Origin of the sequence: Butyrivibrio sp. AD3002, assembly GCF_000420905.1 — a bacterium.
GTDB lineage: Bacteria > Bacillota > Clostridia > Lachnospirales > Lachnospiraceae > Butyrivibrio.
This window is the reverse complement of record NZ_ATVV01000044.1, coordinates 1-19,465: the sequence shown is the minus strand read 5'-3', so window position 1 is coordinate 19,465 and position 19,465 is coordinate 1. Positions and strand designations below refer to the sequence as shown.

At 40.5% G+C, this 19,465-nt stretch carries 17 protein-coding genes, 4 tRNA genes and 1 rRNA gene; all 22 read left to right on the top strand.

Annotated elements, in window-relative coordinates; genetic code table 11:
* Window positions 1-126, top strand: a 23S ribosomal RNA gene (locus G596_RS0119105); the annotation flags it as partial.
* Window positions 127-218: 92 nt separating this feature from the next.
* Window positions 219-291, top strand: a tRNA-Asn gene (locus tag G596_RS0119100).
* A gap of 44 nt (window positions 292-335) precedes the next feature.
* A tRNA-Glu gene (locus G596_RS0119095) sits at window positions 336-407 on the top strand.
* A 7-nt stretch (window positions 408-414) separates the two neighbouring features.
* A tRNA-Ile gene (locus G596_RS0119090) sits at window positions 415-488 on the top strand.
* Between the two features lie 41 nt (window positions 489-529).
* Window positions 530-615: transfer RNA gene (locus tag G596_RS0119085), tRNA-Leu, on the top strand.
* Between the two features lie 95 nt (window positions 616-710).
* Entirely contained in the window at window positions 711-908 is a 198-nt protein-coding gene (locus tag G596_RS0119080; RefSeq protein ID WP_022763413.1) for a hypothetical protein, read from the top strand.
* Window positions 901-1,497 carry a zeta toxin family protein gene (locus G596_RS0119075; RefSeq protein WP_022763412.1) on the top strand — a complete coding sequence of 199 codons (597 nt, stop codon included), beginning with the start codon at window positions 901-903 and terminating at the stop codon, window positions 1,495-1,497. Before G596_RS0119080 ends, G596_RS0119075 begins: the two co-directional genes overlap by 8 nt.
* 224 nt (window positions 1,498-1,721) lie before the next feature.
* Window positions 1,722-2,114 (top strand): nucleotidyltransferase domain-containing protein, encoded by a 393-nt coding sequence (locus tag G596_RS0119070; protein ID WP_022763411.1) that lies wholly within the window; start codon window positions 1,722-1,724, stop codon window positions 2,112-2,114.
* A complete protein-coding gene (locus tag G596_RS25075; RefSeq protein ID WP_022763410.1) occupies window positions 2,114-2,269 on the top strand; it encodes a HEPN domain-containing protein in 156 nt (51 codons plus the stop codon). The genes G596_RS0119070 and G596_RS25075 overlap by 1 nt, the downstream gene beginning before the upstream one ends.
* Before the next feature lie 277 nt (window positions 2,270-2,546).
* Entirely contained in the window at window positions 2,547-5,534 is a 2,988-nt protein-coding gene (locus tag G596_RS0119060) for a TOTE conflict system archaeo-eukaryotic primase domain-containing protein (RefSeq protein ID WP_022763409.1), read from the top strand.
* Between the two features lie 499 nt (window positions 5,535-6,033).
* Window positions 6,034-6,477 (top strand): GNAT family N-acetyltransferase, encoded by a 444-nt coding sequence (locus G596_RS0119055; protein ID WP_022763408.1) that lies wholly within the window; start codon window positions 6,034-6,036, stop codon window positions 6,475-6,477.
* Between the two features lie 32 nt (window positions 6,478-6,509).
* Window positions 6,510-7,535, top strand: a complete 1,026-nt coding sequence (locus G596_RS0119050; RefSeq protein ID WP_022763407.1) for a phosphotransferase — start codon at window positions 6,510-6,512, stop codon at window positions 7,533-7,535.
* Window positions 7,536-7,612: 77 nt separating this feature from the next.
* A complete protein-coding gene (locus G596_RS0119045; RefSeq protein ID WP_022763406.1) occupies window positions 7,613-8,440 on the top strand; it encodes a tyrosine-protein phosphatase in 828 nt (275 codons plus the stop codon).
* Between the two features lie 16 nt (window positions 8,441-8,456).
* Entirely contained in the window at window positions 8,457-8,936 is a 480-nt protein-coding gene (locus G596_RS0119040; protein WP_022763405.1) for a DNA-deoxyinosine glycosylase, read from the top strand.
* Between the two features lie 45 nt (window positions 8,937-8,981).
* A complete protein-coding gene (locus G596_RS0119035) occupies window positions 8,982-10,166 on the top strand; it encodes a MerR family transcriptional regulator (protein ID WP_022763404.1) in 1,185 nt (394 codons plus the stop codon).
* A 134-nt stretch (window positions 10,167-10,300) separates the two neighbouring features.
* Entirely contained in the window at window positions 10,301-10,876 is a 576-nt protein-coding gene (locus G596_RS0119025; protein ID WP_022763402.1) for a hypothetical protein, read from the top strand.
* Window positions 10,877-11,033: 157 nt separating this feature from the next.
* On the top strand, window positions 11,034-12,986 hold the full coding sequence (locus G596_RS23015) for a beta-L-arabinofuranosidase domain-containing protein (protein WP_022763401.1): 1,953 nt from the start codon (window positions 11,034-11,036) through the stop codon (window positions 12,984-12,986).
* 130 nt (window positions 12,987-13,116) lie between these two features.
* Window positions 13,117-14,436: a leucine-rich repeat protein gene (locus tag G596_RS0119015; protein WP_022763400.1), complete on the top strand. Its 1,320-nt coding sequence runs from the start codon at window positions 13,117-13,119 to the stop codon at window positions 14,434-14,436.
* 36 nt (window positions 14,437-14,472) lie between these two features.
* Window positions 14,473-15,747 carry a leucine-rich repeat protein gene (locus G596_RS0119010; RefSeq protein WP_022763399.1) on the top strand — a complete coding sequence of 425 codons (1,275 nt, stop codon included), beginning with the start codon at window positions 14,473-14,475 and terminating at the stop codon, window positions 15,745-15,747.
* Window positions 15,748-16,068: 321 nt separating this feature from the next.
* Window positions 16,069-17,454 carry a uracil-xanthine permease family protein gene (locus G596_RS0119005; protein WP_022763398.1) on the top strand — a complete coding sequence of 462 codons (1,386 nt, stop codon included), beginning with the start codon at window positions 16,069-16,071 and terminating at the stop codon, window positions 17,452-17,454.
* 118 nt (window positions 17,455-17,572) lie between these two features.
* The gene (pap, locus tag G596_RS0119000) at window positions 17,573-19,051 is read left to right on the top strand and encodes a polyphosphate:AMP phosphotransferase (RefSeq protein ID WP_022763397.1); all 1,479 of its coding nucleotides are present in this window, start codon (window positions 17,573-17,575) and stop codon (window positions 19,049-19,051) included.
* A gap of 205 nt (window positions 19,052-19,256) precedes the next feature.
* Window positions 19,257-19,465 (top strand): IS200/IS605 family transposase (tnpA, locus tag G596_RS0118995; protein WP_022763396.1); only part of this gene is annotated, 209 nt, incomplete at its 3' end.

Sequence of the window (19,465 nt, the reverse complement as noted above, 5' to 3'; positions counted from 1 at the left end):
CCTCAAGATGAGATATCCCTGCTTCGGCAGTAAGACCCCTTAGAGACTATGAGGTAGATAGGCACAAGGTGTAAGCATGGTAACATGTTCAGCTGATGTGTACTAATAGGTCGAGGGCTTGTCCAAAAAGGATATAGAACAGAGAGAAATGGATTTAAGATGAGTATTCAGTGTTCGGTTTTGAAGGTACGGAAAAGCCATATACAGATGGCAGATAATCCTCAATAGCTCAGTCGGTAGAGCATTCGGCTGTTAACCGAAGTGTCGTAGGTTCGAGTCCTACTTGGGGAGCTAAAAAGCGGAGAAATCCGAAATAACCTGTAATACAGGAACACGGCTCCGTGGTCAAGTGGTTAAGACATCGCCCTTTCACGGCGGTAACACGAGTTCGAGCCTCGTCGGAGTCATCAATAAGGAGCTTTAGCTCAGTTGGTTAGAGCAACCGGCTCATAACCGGTCGGTCCTGGGTTCGAGTCCCCGAAGCTCCATTTAAGAAGTCGCTATAATAGCGACTTTTTGTCAATAAAATGCCGGCGTGGCGGAACTGGCAGACGCCCGGGACTTAAAATCCCGTGGGTAGCGATACCCGTACCGGTTCGATCCCGGTCGCCGGCAGTAAGAGAGAAGCGTAAGAGCTTCTCTTTTTTTTGCTGTATCAGTAAGGTATAATATAGCTAACGATTGAAACTATAAATGAGGTGCAAGCTTTTATGAGTGATATAAAAGAAAAAAATGAATTGGATTATACATGTGGAATTTCTGATGATGAACTAACTCAGAGATTTATTGAATCTGTTCGCATTGATGAAGAGATTAGAAAGATAAAAGGACTTCCTACATCAGGATATGATGCTGAGCTAAAGAAGGCATATTTACTTTATCCGGATGGGAGGAAAGAATATGTCTGACCAGGAGAAAATTATGCTTCCTGAAGTCATGGTTTTTGCTGGGCCTAATGGAAGTGGAAAATCCACAATCACAAGGATGGCAAAAACTGTTGGCATATATATCAATGCTGATGATATCAAGAAGTCTAGCCTGTGTACTGATATGGAAGCAGCTATTAAAGCTGAAGAACTAAGGGAAAAAGCCCTTTCTGACAAAATAGATTTCACATTTGAGACTGTATTGTCGACTGAAAGAAATCTAAATCTTCTGAAAAGAGCCAAGGAAAATGACTATTTTATTAGAGGAATCTATGTTCTAACAGCATCTTCGGAAATCAACATAGCCAGAGTGAAGGTAAGAGAGGCATCTGGTGGACATGGAGTCCCAGAAGATAAAATTAGATCCAGATACGACAAGGCTTTGGCTCTTGTTCCAGAACTGGTGCAGATATGTGATATCCTACATATTTATGACAATTCAGAAAAACCGTTTAGGATCTTTAAGAAGCGAAAAGATGTTTATTACCGATGGGAGAACGCATTTTGGGATGCGGAGGCTATAGAGGCACTCACCGGAATAAGTGAATATTCGCATTATCCAAAAGCATAAATTCTTTACCAAGTTGATGCAGAAACAAGGTTCAAAAGTGGGTTCAGAAAACAAAGTGAAACCGCCAGCCTCCTTTCTATCAGTGTTTGCAAGACGCAGGAAAGTTCGATCCCGGTCGCCGGCAGTAAGAGAGAAGCGTAAGATGCTTCTCTTTTTTTTACGATGTTTGTAAGGTATAATAAGGCTATAAATCATAGTTATTGATGGATAGGTGGTGATCATTTATGTGCAAACTTATCAAAGTTAATACAAATTATGATTCATCCGTAATGGTTGCGGATTATAAAGCTGAGATTATCAGGCACATCATTAGTACAGCAAAAAAGTGCCCGGATATTGATGCTATTATGCTGTTTGGATCCGTGTTGGAAGAGAGATGTAAAGAAAAATCTGACATAGATATTGTTATCATCAGTAAGAAAACAGTCAATGCGCTTAGTGATAGAAAATCCTTTAACGAATTTATGAATGACTTGTATCTTTTGGATTTTGCCCAGGAATATGATTTCCTATATTTTAAATCTATTGATGAAATTTATCAGAAAAAAGAAAAAGCTCCTATCTGCAAGGAATTAGCGGAGAAGGGACAGATTATTTATAAAAGGCAGGCTGCGTAATGGGGAATACTTTGTTATCAATTGCAAAAGCTGATATAAAAACTGCTAAGAACCTTGTTAACAGTGATGATAAGTATCAAAAGCATCAGGCTGCCTATTTGACTCAGCAGGGTGTAGAGAAAACTTTAAAGTATGCTATTTCTCTAAAAACGTGAGGACAGCCTTGGGGACATGATATTACAAAACTTGTAATTTTAGCCCAACAAAATGGCGTTGATGTACCTGATTTTATTTGTAAAAAGGCTAAGATGATTACATCCTGGGAAGTGGTGTCCAGATATTATCCAACAAGCGTTATCAGGAGAGATACTATAGCACATGTCATTAGGGTCGCTGATGAATGGCAAAAGAAATTAAAATGATATTCTGTGGGTATGGCTTATGCCGTACCCATTTTTGACAAATGGAAGGATATTTGAAGAGATAACGTATATGAACGAAGATCAATATATTTCACGAATCAATCAACTTGAAAAAGAGATAGATTATTTGCATAGTTTGCTCGATGAGGTTGGTATTACTTATAGAAAAGAAGCAAAGAATATTGAAGATCTATCTCCGGATAAGAACATTCTATTTGACGATAATCAAGGAGCAAGAATCAGCCCTTTGGAAATAACCAAGCATCGAATTAAATTCTTCCGCAACTTGTTTAACGGACGAAGTGATGTTTATTGTTTGCGTTATGGAAAAGTCAATAAGAAAACGGGTAAGCATAGCTATTATACTCAGTGTTGGTATTTCTGGAAGGATGGATTATGCCCAAAGAGGAATAATCCAAAGTTTTCATGTGGTGAATGTAAAAACCCGAATTATAAGGAATTGACTGATGAAGTAGTGTATGAGCATCTGAGAGGAAAGAAGGAAGATGCATCGGATGTATTAGGAGTATACCCGCTACTTCTTGATGAAACTATAAACTTTCTTGTGTTTGACTTTGATTGTCATAATGATGATGTTTGTGGTGATGATTGGGCAAATCCTGATTCTGAATGGATGATTGAAGTAAACACATTTAGGAAGATATGTGAAGACAATGACGTGCCGATTTTAGTTGAGCGCTCAAGATCTGGCAAGGGAGCCCATTTTTGGATATTCTTTGAAAAGCCGATATTGGCATCTACAGCAAGAAGATTTGGAACTGCTTTGCTAACCAAAGGTGCCGAATCTGTTAATATGAAAAAATTCACATATTACGACAGAATGCTCCCAGCTCAGGACCATATTCCGATTAATGCAAAGACTGGGAGATCTGGATTAGGAAATCTGATAGCGCTGCCATTACAGGGACTGGCTTTACAGGCGGGGAATAGTGCTTTCATAGATGAAAACTGGAATGCATATCCTGATCAATGGGAGTGCCTCAAGAATGTTAAAAGAATCTCTAAAGAGATTGTTGAAGAAAAGATAAAGGCCTGGGGAGCAGATGGCTTATTAGGGGGCCTATGTAATGATTTTGATGAAGATGCAGATGATACCATGGCGAGAAAACAGAAGCCTTGGGAAAAAGTGAAACTTTCTTTTTGTAAGGAAGATGTACCTTCCGTAGTAGAAATCATCATTTCTGATAAGATATACATTAATTCAAAAGGAATGCAATATAAAATGCAGAATGCTATAAGGAGAATGGCTGCATTTAGCAATTCGGAGTTCTATAAGACTGCAGGTATGGGCTTTTCAACGCAAGGTATGTCTAGAATCATTTCTTGTGGTTATGATGATGGAGATTATATTTGTATTCCGAGAGCTCTTTTAGATTCACTAATTGAAAAATTAAATGCATCTGGAATTCCATTTTCTCTTACTGATAACAGATGTAAGGGAACTCCTTTAGATGTTTCTTTCAATGGTGCTTTATATGAGGAACAGATGAGAGGTGCACAAGCAATTTTGGAGCACAACAACGGTGTACTAGCAGCCACGACATCTTTTGGGAAAACGGTTGTAGGTGCATATTTAATTGCCCAAAGAAAGGTGAATACACTAATTCTTGTTCATAACACAGAAATTCAGAAGAACTGGATTGAAGATTTAAGCAGATTCTTAGATATTAAAGCTGAATTACCTGAATATAAAACAAAAACAGGAAGAATTAAAAAGAGAAAAAACTTGATTGGAAAACTGTATGCCGGGCATGACTCGATGACTGGAATAGTTGATGTTGCTATTTTTTCTTCTCTTGGAAAGGGTGATGAAATCAATCCAATTATCGAAAACTACGGAATGGTAATTATGGATGAGTGCCATCATGGAGCAGCGCAGACGGTTGAAGATGTAATTGGGGCAGCAAAAGCAAAGTATGTATATGGATTAACAGCTACTCCTAAACGGGAAGATGGACTTGAAAAGAAAGTGTTTATGCAGTTTGGACCTATTCGGTTCAGATATACTGCTAAAGAGAGAGCGCAGAAACAAGGCATAGCGCATTTTGTATATCCTCGATTTACGAGGCTTGTAAGTTCTATAGATCTGAAGATAACAGACGCAAACCGGGCTGTAATTGAGTGTGATTCTAGGAATGATCAGATAATATCTGATGTGGAAGACTGTATTAAGGATGGTAGAACTCCGCTGGTATTAACCAAATACAAAGAACATGCGGAGCTGATTTATCAGAGATTGCAGGGAAAAGCAGATCATGTGTACCTTCTGCAAGGCGGAGGAAGTAGAAAAGCTAAAGATGAAATGAGATTGCAGATGCGAGCTGCTTCTGATGATGAATCTGTAATACTCGTGGCAATTGATAAATATGTTGGTGAAGGGTTTAATTTTCCAAGACTTGATACATTGATGCTGGCAATGCCTGCAGCAGCTGAAGGCAATATTGAGCAATTTGCCGGGAGGTTACATAGAGATTATAAGACAAAGACGGAAGTAATAATATATGATTACGTAGATTCGCATATCCGAGTTCTTGAAAAAATGTACCACAAGCGCCTTAGAGCTTATAAGAAGATTGGGTATGAAATTTGGAATAATGCGATTATAGACAAGCAGGATGCAAATTCTATCTTTGACATTGATTCATATGAAAGTGTTTATGAGAAGGATCTTTTGGAAGCAAATAAGGAAATTGTTATTTCAAGTCCAGGCTTAAATCATTCTAAAGTTGATTCTTTTATTAGGCTTGTAAAGAAAAAACAGGAAGATGGGATCAGAATAACTGTTGTCACCCTTAACCCAGAAGGGTATCCGGAGGAAAGGATTAAAGATACCAAAGGCATTGTGCAGTTATTAAAGGACAACGGAGTAAACGTCAGAATACAGGATCACATGCATGAACACTATGCAATTATTGACAATGAGATTGTGTGGTATGGAAGTATGAATCTACTATCCAGAGCTAAGCCTGATGACAATCTGATTCGAGTTAAGAGTAAAGAAGCAGCGCTTGAACTATTGGAGCTTACTTTTGGATAATCAAAGGTACAGATATGTTTTAAAGATTGATATCGCTGCTGTAAATATTGTTTGTTATTCAATAAATATGAATATCCTTTATCATACGAAAGTGGGTCAGAAATTGGACCAAAAAAGAAGGTGAGTCCGCAAGGCTCCTTTCCATGCGGATTATGAGACGTCGCAAAAGTTCGATCCCGGTCGCCGGCAGTAAAGAGAGAAGCGTAGAGCTTCTCTTTTTTTCATATTTTAGCTGGGTAACCCTTTCAAAATGATCTAAAAGTTGGTACTTTCTATTGACTAAGGATGAATTTTCAAGGTGCCCAATTGGCACCATGAACGAGAAACGTGAATCGAATATCAAGTATTTACTATATGTATAACCACACTAACAAGAATTTTGAAATATGGCATGTATGAGTGCTAAAATACTATTTGATTTCAAATTGGCATATGCGTGTACCAAATGATGAATATTGGTTTATCGAAGATACTGAGTATGTGGTTTTGGGGGTAAGATTTGGAAATATATTTAATTAAGAATGATAGCCAACTTTGGGAGAAGATGATTGGCTTCGCAAGGGAGTGTTCGTGGAGAGCAGGGATGGCTCTTGCAGATAAGATGGAGAAAAATGATTTTCAGGATTGGGAAAGGGTAATTGTTGCGGTGGATAATGATAGCATTGCCGGTTATTGTACGATTGCTGAAAAGGATGAGTTGCCGGATGATTATAGCTATAGCCCTTTTATAGGTTTTATGTTTGTGGATGAGAAGTATCGTGGGAAGCGAATATCTGGGCAGATGATTAACTGTGCCACTGATTATGCTAAAGGGTTAGGTTATAACAAAGTATTTATTATGAGTGGTGAACATGGGTTGTATGAGAAATACGGATTTGAGAAGCTCGGAGATTTTGAAACGATTTATGGTGAAACGGATCAGCTGTTTGAGAAGGTGCTCTAAAAAGAGCTTAAGCATTACGGGAGCGGATTTTAATGGCAATTGAAAAGAGTGTTTTTAATCAGGGTAAGATGCAGATGTTCTTGCTACAGGAATATGGCCTACATTTGACTGAGAGTCAGCATCTTTCTATGGGGACGGCGAATTGTTATAAGGTTAGTTGTAAGGAAGGAAATTATTTTTTTAAAGAATATCAGAAAGAGTATACTTTACAAACTGTAGAAAGAGAAACAGAGCTTGTAGATTACTTGTATTCAAAAGGATTTCCGGTTGCAAGGTTTATAAAGACTATAAGTGGAAATAGTTGCACTTTATTTAAAGGACATGTGATTAGCCTGCAGGAATACCTGGAAGGGAAATCATACCTGAACGATTTGCCACATAATCTTCTGAAGGATAGTGCAAAATATCTGGGGGTATTGCATTCCATACTCAAAGATTATCCAATGGAATCAAGCCTTGACGAAAAGTGGGCCGCGAGTATCTCGGTGGAAGCGGTAAATAAGAAATATGACAGGCTACTTGAGGCTTTGGAAAGAGAGAATGCGGATCCAAATTATAGCAGAATTAAGGAAGATTTTTTATTCAAGAAAGAGCTTTTTAGTCATATTGAGGATATGAAAGGATACTTTAAGGGTATCACATATACTCCAAGTCATGGAGATTATACTTCATGTCAATTAATATGCGATGGAGATCATGTAAAGGCAGTAATAGACTTTACCTCAGCGGCAAAGCTGCCAGCAATATGGGAGATAATGAGGTCATATATACAGGCCGGAGCTTGCCGCAATGGAGAAGCCTTTGATACCACAGACTTTGCACTGTATGTGAAGGAATATATGAAGTATGCTCAGCTTACAAAAAGAGATTTGGAAGCTATGCCATATGTTTATATGTTTCAACTATCACGTAGTGCTTATGGGTATGAGGAATATCTGATATCTAAAACAGAGAATAGAGAAGCTTTGCTGGATTTTGCTTTTTGGCGCACGGATATTTGCAGAGAAGTTTATAGGAAAGCGGATGCAATATCAGAGGCTTTATTACATTTAATTTAAAGGCGGATGCAATATCCGGTGCTTTTTACAGCTAATATAAAAGAGGGAGTATTGTTGGAGGAAGGGGAATTATATTCATGGCATCAAGCATTATACATTTGGCGGTCACAAATGAACTTACTAAAAGATGCGAATTCAAAGATGAGGGAAGACTTAAGTTTGGGGCGATTCTTCCGGATGCAGGAAATGCAAGTCATTTAAAGAAGGCTACCTGGGGATATAATAAGAGGGTTTATGACTTTGAACGTTTCAGGTCTGAATATGGAGAGAAGATAAAGATAGATGATCTGTATCTGGGCTATTATCTGCATCTTGTTCAGGATATTTGTTACAGGCATTTTGTTTTTGATAAGTATAAGTGGAATCCGACGATTCCGGGAAATGTTGAGAAGCTTCATAAGGATTATTCAATTATAAATTTCTATGTTGCTTCGCATTATGGGCTTAGTAATGACATTGAGGCACCTGCTGATTTTAACAGCGAGGAGATTACGAAGCTTTGTCCTTTTGATATAGCAAGACTCATGAAATCTATGGCTGAGTATTTTATTCCGGTGCCGGATGAGGATATTTTCTTTTTCACAAAAGAGATGGCGGATGAGTTTATATCAGAGGCGGTGGAGCTGTGCCTTAAGGAGCTGAAGGCTCTGGAAAATGGAGAGGCCTTAATCGGAAGCTACGATAATGCATGGGATAACATGCCATATTCACTGTTGGAAACTACCCTGAATACAAGAGATTTAGGTGAATACAGGATTGATGAAGGGGGCAATTCAGGCAATAAAGAACGCTATACCAAATACGGCAGAATTATTCGAAGTGATGCTGCGATTACTCCGTCTGAAAAGGATATCGCATTTTTGAAAAGCTCTAATATTACTACAATTGTAGAAAAAGCATCTTAGGTTGGAGGCTGATAAAATGGTTATTCATCCAATTGAGCCGGTTTTTAATAGTGAATCAAGAGTACTGATTCTTGGAAGCTTTCCATCTGTGAAATCAAGAGAAGCTATGTTTTTCTATGGGCATCCGCAAAACAGATTCTGGAAGGTTATAGCCGCGTTATATGGTGAACAGGTTCCGGGTACTGTAGAGGAAAAGAGAGCACTTTTACTAAGGAATCATATAGCAGTTTGGGATGTTATAGCACAGTGCGATATTGAAGGATCAGCGGATTCGACGATAAAGAATGTTGTGGCAAATGATTTGTCTGTGATTCTTGATAAGGCTGATATTAAAGCGATTTTTGTTAATGGGAAGACGGCTGAAAAATATTATAAGAAGTATATCGAAGGAAAAATAAACAGAAAGGCAATTTGCCTTCCTTCAACGAGTCCGGCAAATGCAGCATGGGGTATAGAGCGGCTGTTGGAGGAATGGCGTGTGATTTTGGAATATTGAGGGGACTAACATCATACAGTAATACTTGAAAAAGGAGAGGGAAGTATGGAAAAGAGGATGACATCCGGGGAGATTGCCAAACAGGCTGGGGTGTCGCAGAAGGCGCTTCGTATATATGATGAGAAGGGACTTCTTAAGCCTGTTGGGTATTCTGAGGGGAATTACAAGCTCTATGATAAAAATTCTTTAATAATTTTGGAAAAGATTGTTGCACTAAAGCACATCGGTTTTAGCCTAGAGGAGATAAAGAGCAACCTTGAAAATGATAATCTGAGTTCGATAAGAGATATCCTGGAAAATCAGCTCGAGATGATGAACAAGAAAATATATGAGCTGCAGAAATCGGCTAAATGCATTGAGGCGTCCCTCGCAAGACTTGATGAGAATCCTGACTGGGACGATATCGCGGATATCATCATGAAGATGGAAATGAGTCAGGGTGCTGATGAGCGAAGATGGTATGCTGCAAATCATGCTGCGGACGGAATTGAGTGGTATGAGAAGATATTCGACTCGCTGGATTTTACAGAAGAGGATACCGTCCTGGATCTTGGCTGCAGCTACGGGCTTTTGTGGAGAAAGAACTGGGAGCGTATTCCGGCAAAACTGTTAGTGGACGGATATGACATTCACGGAAACTGGGCTGACGATTTTTATGAATATCTTCATGAAAATCGCGGCACCTTACCGGGAGAAGCTGATATACAGGTGATTTTCAGTAACCTGGAGAAGGAAGAGACCTGGGAGAAAATTGGGGAGAAAAAGTATTCAAAGATTGTTGCGCATTATCTCCTTTCTTATCTCAATGATGTAGAAGCTTTCATCCAAAATGTGGCAAAGGTCCTTGCGCCCGGCGGTATGTTTTCCGTGAACTTCTACAGCGAGGACAATATGGAATATGATTTCTGGGAAAAGACGATTGCGGATATCGGACTGGACATATCTTTTGCCATAAAAAGGAGAGCTGAGCGAAAAGATTTGGCGGCGGATTTTGTAAACCTCCTGTCTGAAAACTTTGATAAGGTTGAAATCGTGTTGCTTCCTTGTCCGCTTTCATTTGACAGTGCAGAGGATCTGTTTGAGAGACTCCTTAGAAAGTACCCTGACAGCAGGAAATACCTTGAAGATAAGAAAGAAATAATATTGAGGTATTTTGATGAAAAGCTATTGCGGGGCGCTTCTGTCACAGTGGATATGGAAGGTACATTCTATCATTGCTATGGTGTATAATTTTATATAATGATCGTACTTAGTATGATTATGTTTATAATATTGCAGTTTACTCCCGGAGGCGGAGATGACACAGAGGAGACAACTCAGACCGAAGAAACTGTAGATTACGATTTTTAATAGAAAGTGAGCACATGAAAAACAAGAAAATTGCAGTATTTTTTCCGGGGATAGGATATCACAACGATAAACCGCTTTTGTATTATGCAAGGAAGCTGGCGGCTGAGGCGGGATACGAAGATTGTAAAAATATAAACTATACAAGTAAGCCGAAGAAGATTCGCGGTGATAAGGAAAAGATGAAGGAGTCCTTCGAGACACTTTATCGGGAAGCAGATGAAGCTCTTCGTGGTATCCGCTTCGATGATTATGATGATATTCTTTTTATATCAAAGAGCATAGGAACAGCTATCGCAGTTTCATATTGCGAGAAGAACGCTGTTAAAAATGTAAGGCATATTCTGTATACACCTTTGGAAGAGACTTTTAACGTGATAAAGGAACCGGAAAAACTGAATGCAATAGCATTTATCGGCTCGGCAGATCCGTGGAGTGATCCGCTTAAGGTAGTGGATATGGCAGAGGGTTATGGTATTCCCATTCATCTATATGAAGGCGCAAATCATTCGCTCGAGACAGATGATACGTTGAACAATATTCGAATTCTGGAGGATGTCATGGAGAAGAGTAAATCCCGGATTAATTCATGACAATTTCAAGCGACATTCTGTGCACATCAGACATAAGCAAAATGTCAGAAATAATAAGCAATAATCGAATAGAACGGAAGGGTTAAACCTTATATATTTTAAGTGTGTCAGGCAAGTGAACAGGCACACTTATTTCTTTTCAGAAGGAGGAGATAGCATGAAAAATACATGGACTTTAGTGGAACACAGAGCGGTAAAGGTTACTGATAAATATTATGATGAGGCACTTCATATCGATGTGAAGAATATGCTCTCTCTTGATGCAGACAGACTCCTTGCGGGCTTTAGGGAAACTGCGGCGATAATTGCAGGGATGGACGACGAAGCTAAGAAGGAACTTATGAAGGGGAAAGAGCGCTATGGCGGCGGCTGGGAGAATTCCCTTATTGGCGGACATACCCTTGGACACTATATTACAGCTCTCGCTCAGGCAGTTGGGAATCCGGGACTTACGGAAGCGGAGAAAAAGGACGTTGATGCAAGGCTTGACTATATCCTTGATGCTCTGCTGGAGTGTCAGAAGCTTACAGAAGGAAGTCAGTATGAGGGATATATTTTCGGATCCGATTTTCCTACAAAAGAGTTCTCGGATAATGTACTCCTGCAGTTCGATAACGTCGAAAAAGGGCTGAGCGACCTGTTCACACAGGCCTGGGTTCCGTGGTATACGATGCACAAGATTCTGACGGGATTGAACGCTGCCTTCATCATAGCAAGGAAGGAGACGGCGCTGAAGCTTGCGAACAATCTGGGACTCTGGATTGCAAAAAGAACCGAGGGGTGGTCGGAAGAGACCAATAAAACAGTTCTCAGTATTGAATACGGCGGAATGAATGACTGCCTCTATGAGCTTTTCGTTATAAACAGGGAGCTTAAAGAGAAGGGAAGTGCTCTCGCCATCGAAGATCTGAAGAGAATATTTGATGCGGCGCACAGATTTGATGAGACAGAGCTGTTTGAGAAGATACGTTCGGGAAAAGAGAATGTTCTTGATAATACTCACGCCAACACGACGATTCCCAAGTTTATAGGGGCGCTTGCGAGATACGAAGCGGATACTTCGCAGGCGAAGTATCTTGAATATGCCGAGAGCTTCTTTGATATGGTGGTTAGTAAGCATACTTATGTTACAGGCGGAAACAGTGAGAACGAGCACTTCGGAAAAGATTATGTCCTTGATGCAGAGAGAACCCATGTAAATAATGAGACCTGCAATACCTATAACATGCTGAAGTTTGCAAGACGACTTTTTGCGGTTACAGGTAAAAAGAAGTATCTCGATTATTCTGAGAGAACACTTATAAATGCAATAATGGCATCGCAGAATCACGAGACCGGATTTACCACATATTTCCAGCCGATGGCGACAGGTTATCACAAGGTGTTTAATACCCTTGACGGTAACTTCTGGTGCTGCACCGGAACCGGATATGAGAACTTCACGAAGCTTCAGAGAGGAATTTACTATAGGGCAGCAGGCAAGATGCTTGTGTCAATTTATCTCGCATCAGAGCTTACAACTGATGCTTATAAGCTCATTCAGGAGTGCGACCTCACCAAATCGGAGCAGGTGAAAATTATAATTACGCCTAACCAGGGTAAAAACATTGAAGATGATTTATGGCTTAGAATCCCGGAGTGGGTAGCAGATATGCCGAGGATTACTCTTAATGGAAAAGATGTCGATGCAGGCGTTCATCAGGAAGAGAAAGATTTCATTGTGATCTCAAAGGAAATTCTATCATCAGGAGGAGAACTCGTGCTGGAGCTTCCTATGGGACTTCATTATGAAAATCTCCCCGACGGAAAGACCACCTATGCATTTTTATACGGACCATATCTTCTCTCAGCAAGACTTGGGACAGCGAAGATGAAAACAAAGTCTCACGGAGTGCAGGTATCGGTTCCTGCAGAGAGAGCTGTGGAATCGGATGAGATAAAGCTCACGGATGCGGGGTCCGTGGATGATTTCCTTTCAAATATTGAGAGATATCTGGTGAAAAGGCAGGATGAGATGGAGTTCGACCTTAGAGGAACTGACCGTAACCTTGTATTTACTACGCACTACAATCAATACAGGGAGTGCTATGGAATATATTGGAAATTCTGAATTACTTTCTGCTTTTCAATATATATTGACGCGTTAGTTTCCCGGCTCTATCATGTTATTACAGCAATCAGTAAAAATGCTGTTTTGGGGGATTGAAAGACAAAAAATTGGAAAAATGGGGTGTTCTTTGATGAAAAGATTTTATTTTGCAATGATTACCATAATAATGGTCGTTGCGGCATTTAATCTTAGGTCTATCGATGCAAAGGCGGAAATTCTGGTTCCATCAGGGAAATATGTCTCTATTTTTCATCTAAAGGATGGAGATGTTTTTTATAAAGAGAGTGACAGTGAACCACTGATTTACAGAGTAATAAAAGCAAAGAAAAAGAAAAATGATCCTATCGAAATCGAAATTCTTGGCCTTGATCCCAATCCTGATCGTGTGGATTATTTCGGTGAAAAATATGATGCTGATAAATATATTAATATTAGATATGATAGCTCAGATTTAGAAGATTGGGGACCATACAGAGTTGTAGGAATAGCTGATAATGCATTTAAGGGGGATACGAATATTCGGAGCTTTTTTACTTTTGGGGGCTCCTATTTTAGATACATCGGTAAAAGTGCGTTTGAAGGATGTGCTAATTTTCAGGACTTTTCAGACAACCGAAAAGGGCTAACCACTATCAAGAGCAGAGCGTTCTGCGATTGCCCTTTGCTGGATAACATTTATTTAACTGATGATTCTTTAGAGAAGGTAGGTAAAGACGCCTTTAAAAATACTAGTCAGACCATCAGGGTTATTACATACAACATGAGCACCAAAAAGGCATCGAAGATTAACAAGCTTTTCAAAAAGGCCGGTGCAAACGATATTTACTTCAAGATGGACACGCCTAAAAAAGAAAAGGTTAAAACAAAGATACCGAATGAATCCGATTATGTGAAAAAGCTTCCTAAGGGAGCGACATTTTCGGATGACTATTATTCATATAGGGTGTTGAAATCAGCTTCAAAAAACAAGCGCGGTGAAGTAGAGGTTACAGGATTTAGTCCATCTCCCCGATATCCTGAAATGAGCTGGGTTGATCCATGGGAATATGTCGATGACATCGGCTACGAATGCTATGACATTGTTGGGATAGCAGACAATGCATTTAAGGGGAATCAGAAAATAAAATCTGTTTCAACTGATAATAAGATCAGGTATGTGGGCAAGAGTGCATTTGAAGACTGTACCGGAATTGAGGATGTTTATTTTTTTCATGCCAAAAACCTTTCTACAATAAAAGCAAGAGCTTTTTGTGGATGCACATCTCTGAAAAAAATGTGGCTGAGGGAAAACAACCTAAAGAAAGTGGGTAAAGATGCATTCCTTGATACTCCCTCGAAGATAGAGATCGAGGTTGATAAAATTGGTGCAAAAAAGATAACAAAAATAAAACAACTTTTTAAGAATGCTGGAGTGAGAAAGCTGATTATAACCAAACCTTATCATTTATAAGTGGGAGAAAATTTGAGGTAAAGGGGAAAGAAGAGTATGAAAAAGTTAATTTTACATTTGGCTGCTGTGTTTTTCATCATGGGTATGTTTAATATTGGGAGTATACAGTCCAGGGCTTACTATGATAATTATTACAAAGTTCCTAAAGGAGGGGAATTTGTATATGAGGGCTTTGTCTATAGAGTTGTAAAACCGATAAAAAATCCTGATTCATTTAAGAAATTCAGAATCGGTGAAGTTGAGCTTGCCGGTTTTGATCCTGCATGTGCCGATAAGTATACATTGGAAAATCCTAGCATTGTAGGGATTGAAGAAGATCTGCCATATGATTTTGTGGGGATTGCGGATGATGCATTCAAGGGGAATACAAACATTCGCAGTTTCGGTGCTTATGGATGCACCAATTTCAGATATGTAGGAAAAAGTGCTTTTGAAGGATGTACAAAGTTAGAGGATTTTAGTACTAACCGTAAGGGACTTGCTACTATCGGTGATAGAGCGTTTTATGGCTGTGAGTCCTTGAACGAGGTCTATTTTACGGATGACTCGTTAAAGAGTGTAGGTACAGATGCCTTTGCAAATACAAGCCAGATAATAAGAGTCTATACCTACGATATGAGTACAAAGCATGCATCGAAGATAAACAAGCTTCTGAAAAAAGCCGGTGCGAAAGATGTCTATTTCATAATGGATACTCCCAAGAAGGAAAAGACAAAAACAAAGATTCCCACTGCTTCGGATTTCATGAAAAAGCTTTCAAAAGGGGAGACATTTGTATCCGGATCACTTTCGTACAGGGTAGTAAAAACTGCTACAAAGAAGCAGAGGGGTGAAGTTGAAGTCATAGGATTTAATTCATCAGCAAGTCAGGAGGATATGGAGCGTTTTGATCCATGGAAATATGTTGATGAGATCGGCTATGAGTGCTACGACGTAGTCGGAATAGCAGATAATGCATTTAAAGGAAATCAATATATCAAAGATTGCTGGATTAATGAGACTAAAATCAAGTATATAGGCAAGAGCGCTTTTGAAGGATGCACCCAGCTTGAAGATGTTAACATCATATGGTCTAAGGACTTCTCTGCGATTAAGGCGAGGGCGTTCTATGGATGCTCATCCTTAAAGGAAATGGGCATTCATGTAAATACTGTAAAGAAAGTGGGCAAGGATGCTTTTGCAGGTACTCCATCAAAGATAAAAGTTGAAGTTGAAAATATGAATTCAAAGGAGATATCAAATCTGAAGCAAATGCTTAAAAAGGCCGGAATGGAAAAGGCCCGTTACTCCCGCTGTAAACGAATTGCTTAATTCATATGGTGGGTGGGGACGAGTGTCTGTTGTCGCACAGGCGTGCTGCACTCCTGAAAAATACGTTCACGACTAAAAACAGTTAATTCAGGACATGAAATGAACCCGTTATATACCGGAACAATCACGCCTATGATCGCGATGGCGTTGTATGATAAGCTTACCGGTAGAGCAGAAAACCGATCAGAAAAAAATGCAAATTCGTTCTGATGAAATTCTTTTATTGTTGACATGGACATGCTATAATCAATAGGGCTTTTGGGTGATCCCCAAAGGCCTTTTTATTTTGTAATGTGTTTTTATTTAACGGAGGAGAAGGTAATGGGAGAAAAACGACAGGCTATTTATGACGCGTCAACTCTTGGTAAGTCCAAAATGCTTATTCTTGGACTTCAGCACATGTTTGCTATGTTTGGGGCAACGATTTTGGTACCGATTCTGGTAAACAGCTATTTTCACGGTGAGGGACTTTCGGTTCAGGTTACATTGTTCTTTGCGGGAGTAGGAACGCTGCTGTTCCATCTTTTTGCTAAGTTCAAGGTTCCGGCATTTCTTGGTTCTTCTTTTGCATTTCTTGGCGGCTTTGCTACTATCGCAGAGCTCAATACAGGTAAATTCGCAAATATGACTTACGGAGAGAAGCTTCCCTATGCTTGCGGCGGAATTGTTGTTGCAGGTCTTATGTATCTTCTGTTATCTCTTTTCATTAAACTTGTGGGAGTTAAGAAGGTAATGCATTTCCTTCCTCCGGTTGTTACAGGTCCGATCATCATCTGCATCGGTTTGTCACTTGCTCCTTCAGCAGTTAGCAATGCAGCGGTTAATCCGCTCCTTGCTGTGATCGCACTTGCGATTGTAATCATCTTCAATATCTGGGGAAAAGGAATCTGGAAGATCGTTCCGATTCTCATGGGTGTAGTTATTTCTTATCTTGTTGCTGTAGTAATGCATCTTGCAGGAATGACCAATCTTGACGGTAGTGCAATCCTTGATTTTGCACCTATCGCATCTGCAAGCTTTGTGGGACTTCCGCCTTTCCTTTTTGCGAAGTTCGACATCACTGCAATCCTTGTTATGGCGCCTATTGCTATCGCTACAATGATGGAGCACGTTGGTGATATTTCCGCTATATCCGCTACAACAGGTCAGAACTTCCTCGAGGAGCCCGGCCTTCACAGAACTCTCTGGGGTGACGGTCTTGCTACAGCTCTTGCAGGAATGTTTGGCGGCCCTGCGAACACAACCTACGGCGAGAACACCGGTGTTCTTGAGCTTTCCAAGGTATATGATCCCAAGGTAGTAAGAATCGCTGCCGTTTATGCGATTGTTGTAAGCTTTATTCCCAAGGTTGCAGATGTAATCGGTACAATGCCTACAGCCATCATCGGCGGTATAAGCTTCGTTCTTTACGGAATGATCTCAGCGATCGGTGTTAGAAATGTGGTTGAGAATAAGGTTGACTTCACAAAGTCAAGAAACCTTATCGTGGCAGCAGTAATCCTTGTTACAGGACTTGGTTTTTCAAACGGACTTACCTTTACTGTTGGTGGAACATCCATCACTCTTACATCACTTGCTCTTGCAGCTATTTTCGGAATCGCACTCAATGCTATTCTTCCCGGAAATGACTACAACTTCGGTGAGAATCTTAAGGGCGATATCAACCGCGGCGTAAGTTTCAACAATACTGAAAAGGAAGTTGGCTGATTCGGAAAACCGATAATAATTAAACTTTTCTAAACACGTTTTGTGACGCACCGTATGTGGTATCATTACCATATATGGTGCGTTTTACTATGCAGACCACTTAGCGAGGGGGTTAATTATGTTAAAGGATTTTATTGTTTCTGAGATGCCGGAAGAGGAAGAACTGAAAGCAAAGCTTAAGGAAGAGCGTGCAAAGCTCTCCGCTTCGCAGATGAAGATCAAGGAGGCGGGACTTCCCGTAATGGTTCTGTTTGAGGGCTGGAATGCTGCCGGAAAGGGAGCCGTAATCGGCAAGGTTATAAGAAATATTGATCCCAGATTTTTCAAGGTGGCAACGCTGGACCGCGCTCCGAGCGAGGAAGAGAAGCGCTATCCGTTTTTATACAGATATATTAAGGAGATTCCGGAGGCAGGAAAGTTCAGGTTCTTCGACACCTGCTGGATGGAAGAGATTGTGGACGGTGTCCTTCAGGGCAAGATGGATGAGGATACCTATACAAAGCGTGTGCACTCCATAAATACTATGGAGAGGCAGCTCTGCGACAACGGATATCTTGTGGTGAAGTTTTTCATGAATATATCCAAGAAGGAGCAGAAGAAGAGACTTGATGCGCTGCTTGGAGATAAGGATACCAGCTGGCGCGTAACGGATGCCGATATTAAGCAGAACAAGCAGTATGACAAGATAGAGGAGGTCTATGATAAGTATCTTTGTGATACCAATCAGTCAAGGACGCCATGGTACATCATAGACGCTTCAGATAAGAAGTGGGCTGAGCTGCAGGTTTTGCAGTTCCTTAATCAGGGGATAGATATTGCGCTTAAGAACCATACGCTGAATGTTCCGATTTTGCAGAACACCTTCCCGATGGAGAAGGTTCAGAAGCTGTCGGATATTGATCTTGCCGGTAAGTTCCTGACAGATGAGGAATATGATCTCGAACTAAAGAAGCTGCAGAAGGAGCTGAAGGATCTTGGCAATAAGGTATACAGGAAGAAGATTCCGGTAATTATCGCCTATGAGGGCTGGGATGCTGCCGGTAAGGGCGGAAATATCAAGAGAATTACAGCGGCTCTTGATCCAAGGGACTATGTGGTTGAGCCGATTGCGAGCCCGGAGCCCCACGAGAAGGCAAGGCATTATCTATGGAGATTCTGGACCAGACTTCCGAAGACCGGCCATGTAACGATTTTTGACAGGACCTGGTACGGACGCGTAATGGTTGAGAGACTCGAGGAATTCTGCTCTGAAAATGACTGGCAGAGGGCCTACAACGAGATCAATGAGTTTGAAAAGGAGCTCTCCGATTGGGGTGCGGTGATCATCAAGTTTTGGGTTCAGATTGACAAGGATACTCAGCTTGCGCGCTTTACAGACAGACAGAACACTCCGGAGAAACAGTGGAAGATAACGGATGAGGACTGGAGAAACCGCGAAAAGTGGGATCTCTACGAGGGGGCTATCGATGAGATGATTGCTAAAACCAGTACGACCTTCGCTCCGTGGTATGTTCTTGAATCTGTAGACAAGAAATATGCGAGAATTAAGGCCCTTAAGATCGTGATAAGGGAGATAAAGAAAGCACTTAAAGGGTGAGCTGTTTTCTCATATAATAAGTTAATAAACAGTGCAAAACGGCCTTCTCTCAATTGTGGGAGAAGGCGTATTTTTGTGTAGCATCTTTAATAAAACCCCCTGCTATGCAGGGGGACAACAGCTGCTTCAGCTTACAGTAAAAAACCTCCCGTGCTAGAATTACTACGGTTCGCCAACCAAAGTAAAGCACAGGAGGTAGTCCAAAATGGACATGAATAGTTTATCACACACTAGATGGGAGTGTAAGTATCACATAGTATTTGCACCTAAGTTCAGGAGAAAGGTTGCGTATGGTCAGATCAAGCAGGACATTGCAAATATTCTCAGTACATTATGCAAGAGGAAAGGTGTAGAGATAATAGAGGCAGAGGTATGCCCCGATCACATACATATGCTGGTAAGGATCCCACCGAG

Coding starts and splice junctions, on each gene's coding strand:
- G596_RS0119080 (WP_022763413.1), top strand. CDS start 711: ATGAGTGATATAAAAGAAAAAAATGAATTGGATTATACATGTGGAATT.
- G596_RS0119075 (WP_022763412.1), top strand. CDS start 901: ATGTCTGACCAGGAGAAAATTATGCTTCCTGAAGTCATGGTTTTTGCT.
- G596_RS0119070 (WP_022763411.1), top strand. CDS start 1,722: ATGTGCAAACTTATCAAAGTTAATACAAATTATGATTCATCCGTAATG.
- G596_RS25075 (WP_022763410.1), top strand. CDS start 2,114: ATGGGGAATACTTTGTTATCAATTGCAAAAGCTGATATAAAAACTGCT.
- G596_RS0119060 (WP_022763409.1), top strand. CDS start 2,547: ATGAACGAAGATCAATATATTTCACGAATCAATCAACTTGAAAAAGAG.
- G596_RS0119050 (WP_022763407.1), top strand. CDS start 6,510: ATGGCAATTGAAAAGAGTGTTTTTAATCAGGGTAAGATGCAGATGTTC.
- G596_RS0119045 (WP_022763406.1), top strand. CDS start 7,613: ATGGCATCAAGCATTATACATTTGGCGGTCACAAATGAACTTACTAAA.
- G596_RS0119040 (WP_022763405.1), top strand. CDS start 8,457: ATGGTTATTCATCCAATTGAGCCGGTTTTTAATAGTGAATCAAGAGTA.
- G596_RS0119035 (WP_022763404.1), top strand. CDS start 8,982: ATGGAAAAGAGGATGACATCCGGGGAGATTGCCAAACAGGCTGGGGTG.
- G596_RS0119025 (WP_022763402.1), top strand. CDS start 10,301: ATGAAAAACAAGAAAATTGCAGTATTTTTTCCGGGGATAGGATATCAC.
- G596_RS23015 (WP_022763401.1), top strand. CDS start 11,034: ATGAAAAATACATGGACTTTAGTGGAACACAGAGCGGTAAAGGTTACT.
- G596_RS0119015 (WP_022763400.1), top strand. CDS start 13,117: ATGAAAAGATTTTATTTTGCAATGATTACCATAATAATGGTCGTTGCG.
- G596_RS0119010 (WP_022763399.1), top strand. CDS start 14,473: ATGAAAAAGTTAATTTTACATTTGGCTGCTGTGTTTTTCATCATGGGT.
- G596_RS0119005 (WP_022763398.1), top strand. CDS start 16,069: ATGGGAGAAAAACGACAGGCTATTTATGACGCGTCAACTCTTGGTAAG.
- pap (WP_022763397.1), top strand. CDS start 17,573: ATGTTAAAGGATTTTATTGTTTCTGAGATGCCGGAAGAGGAAGAACTG.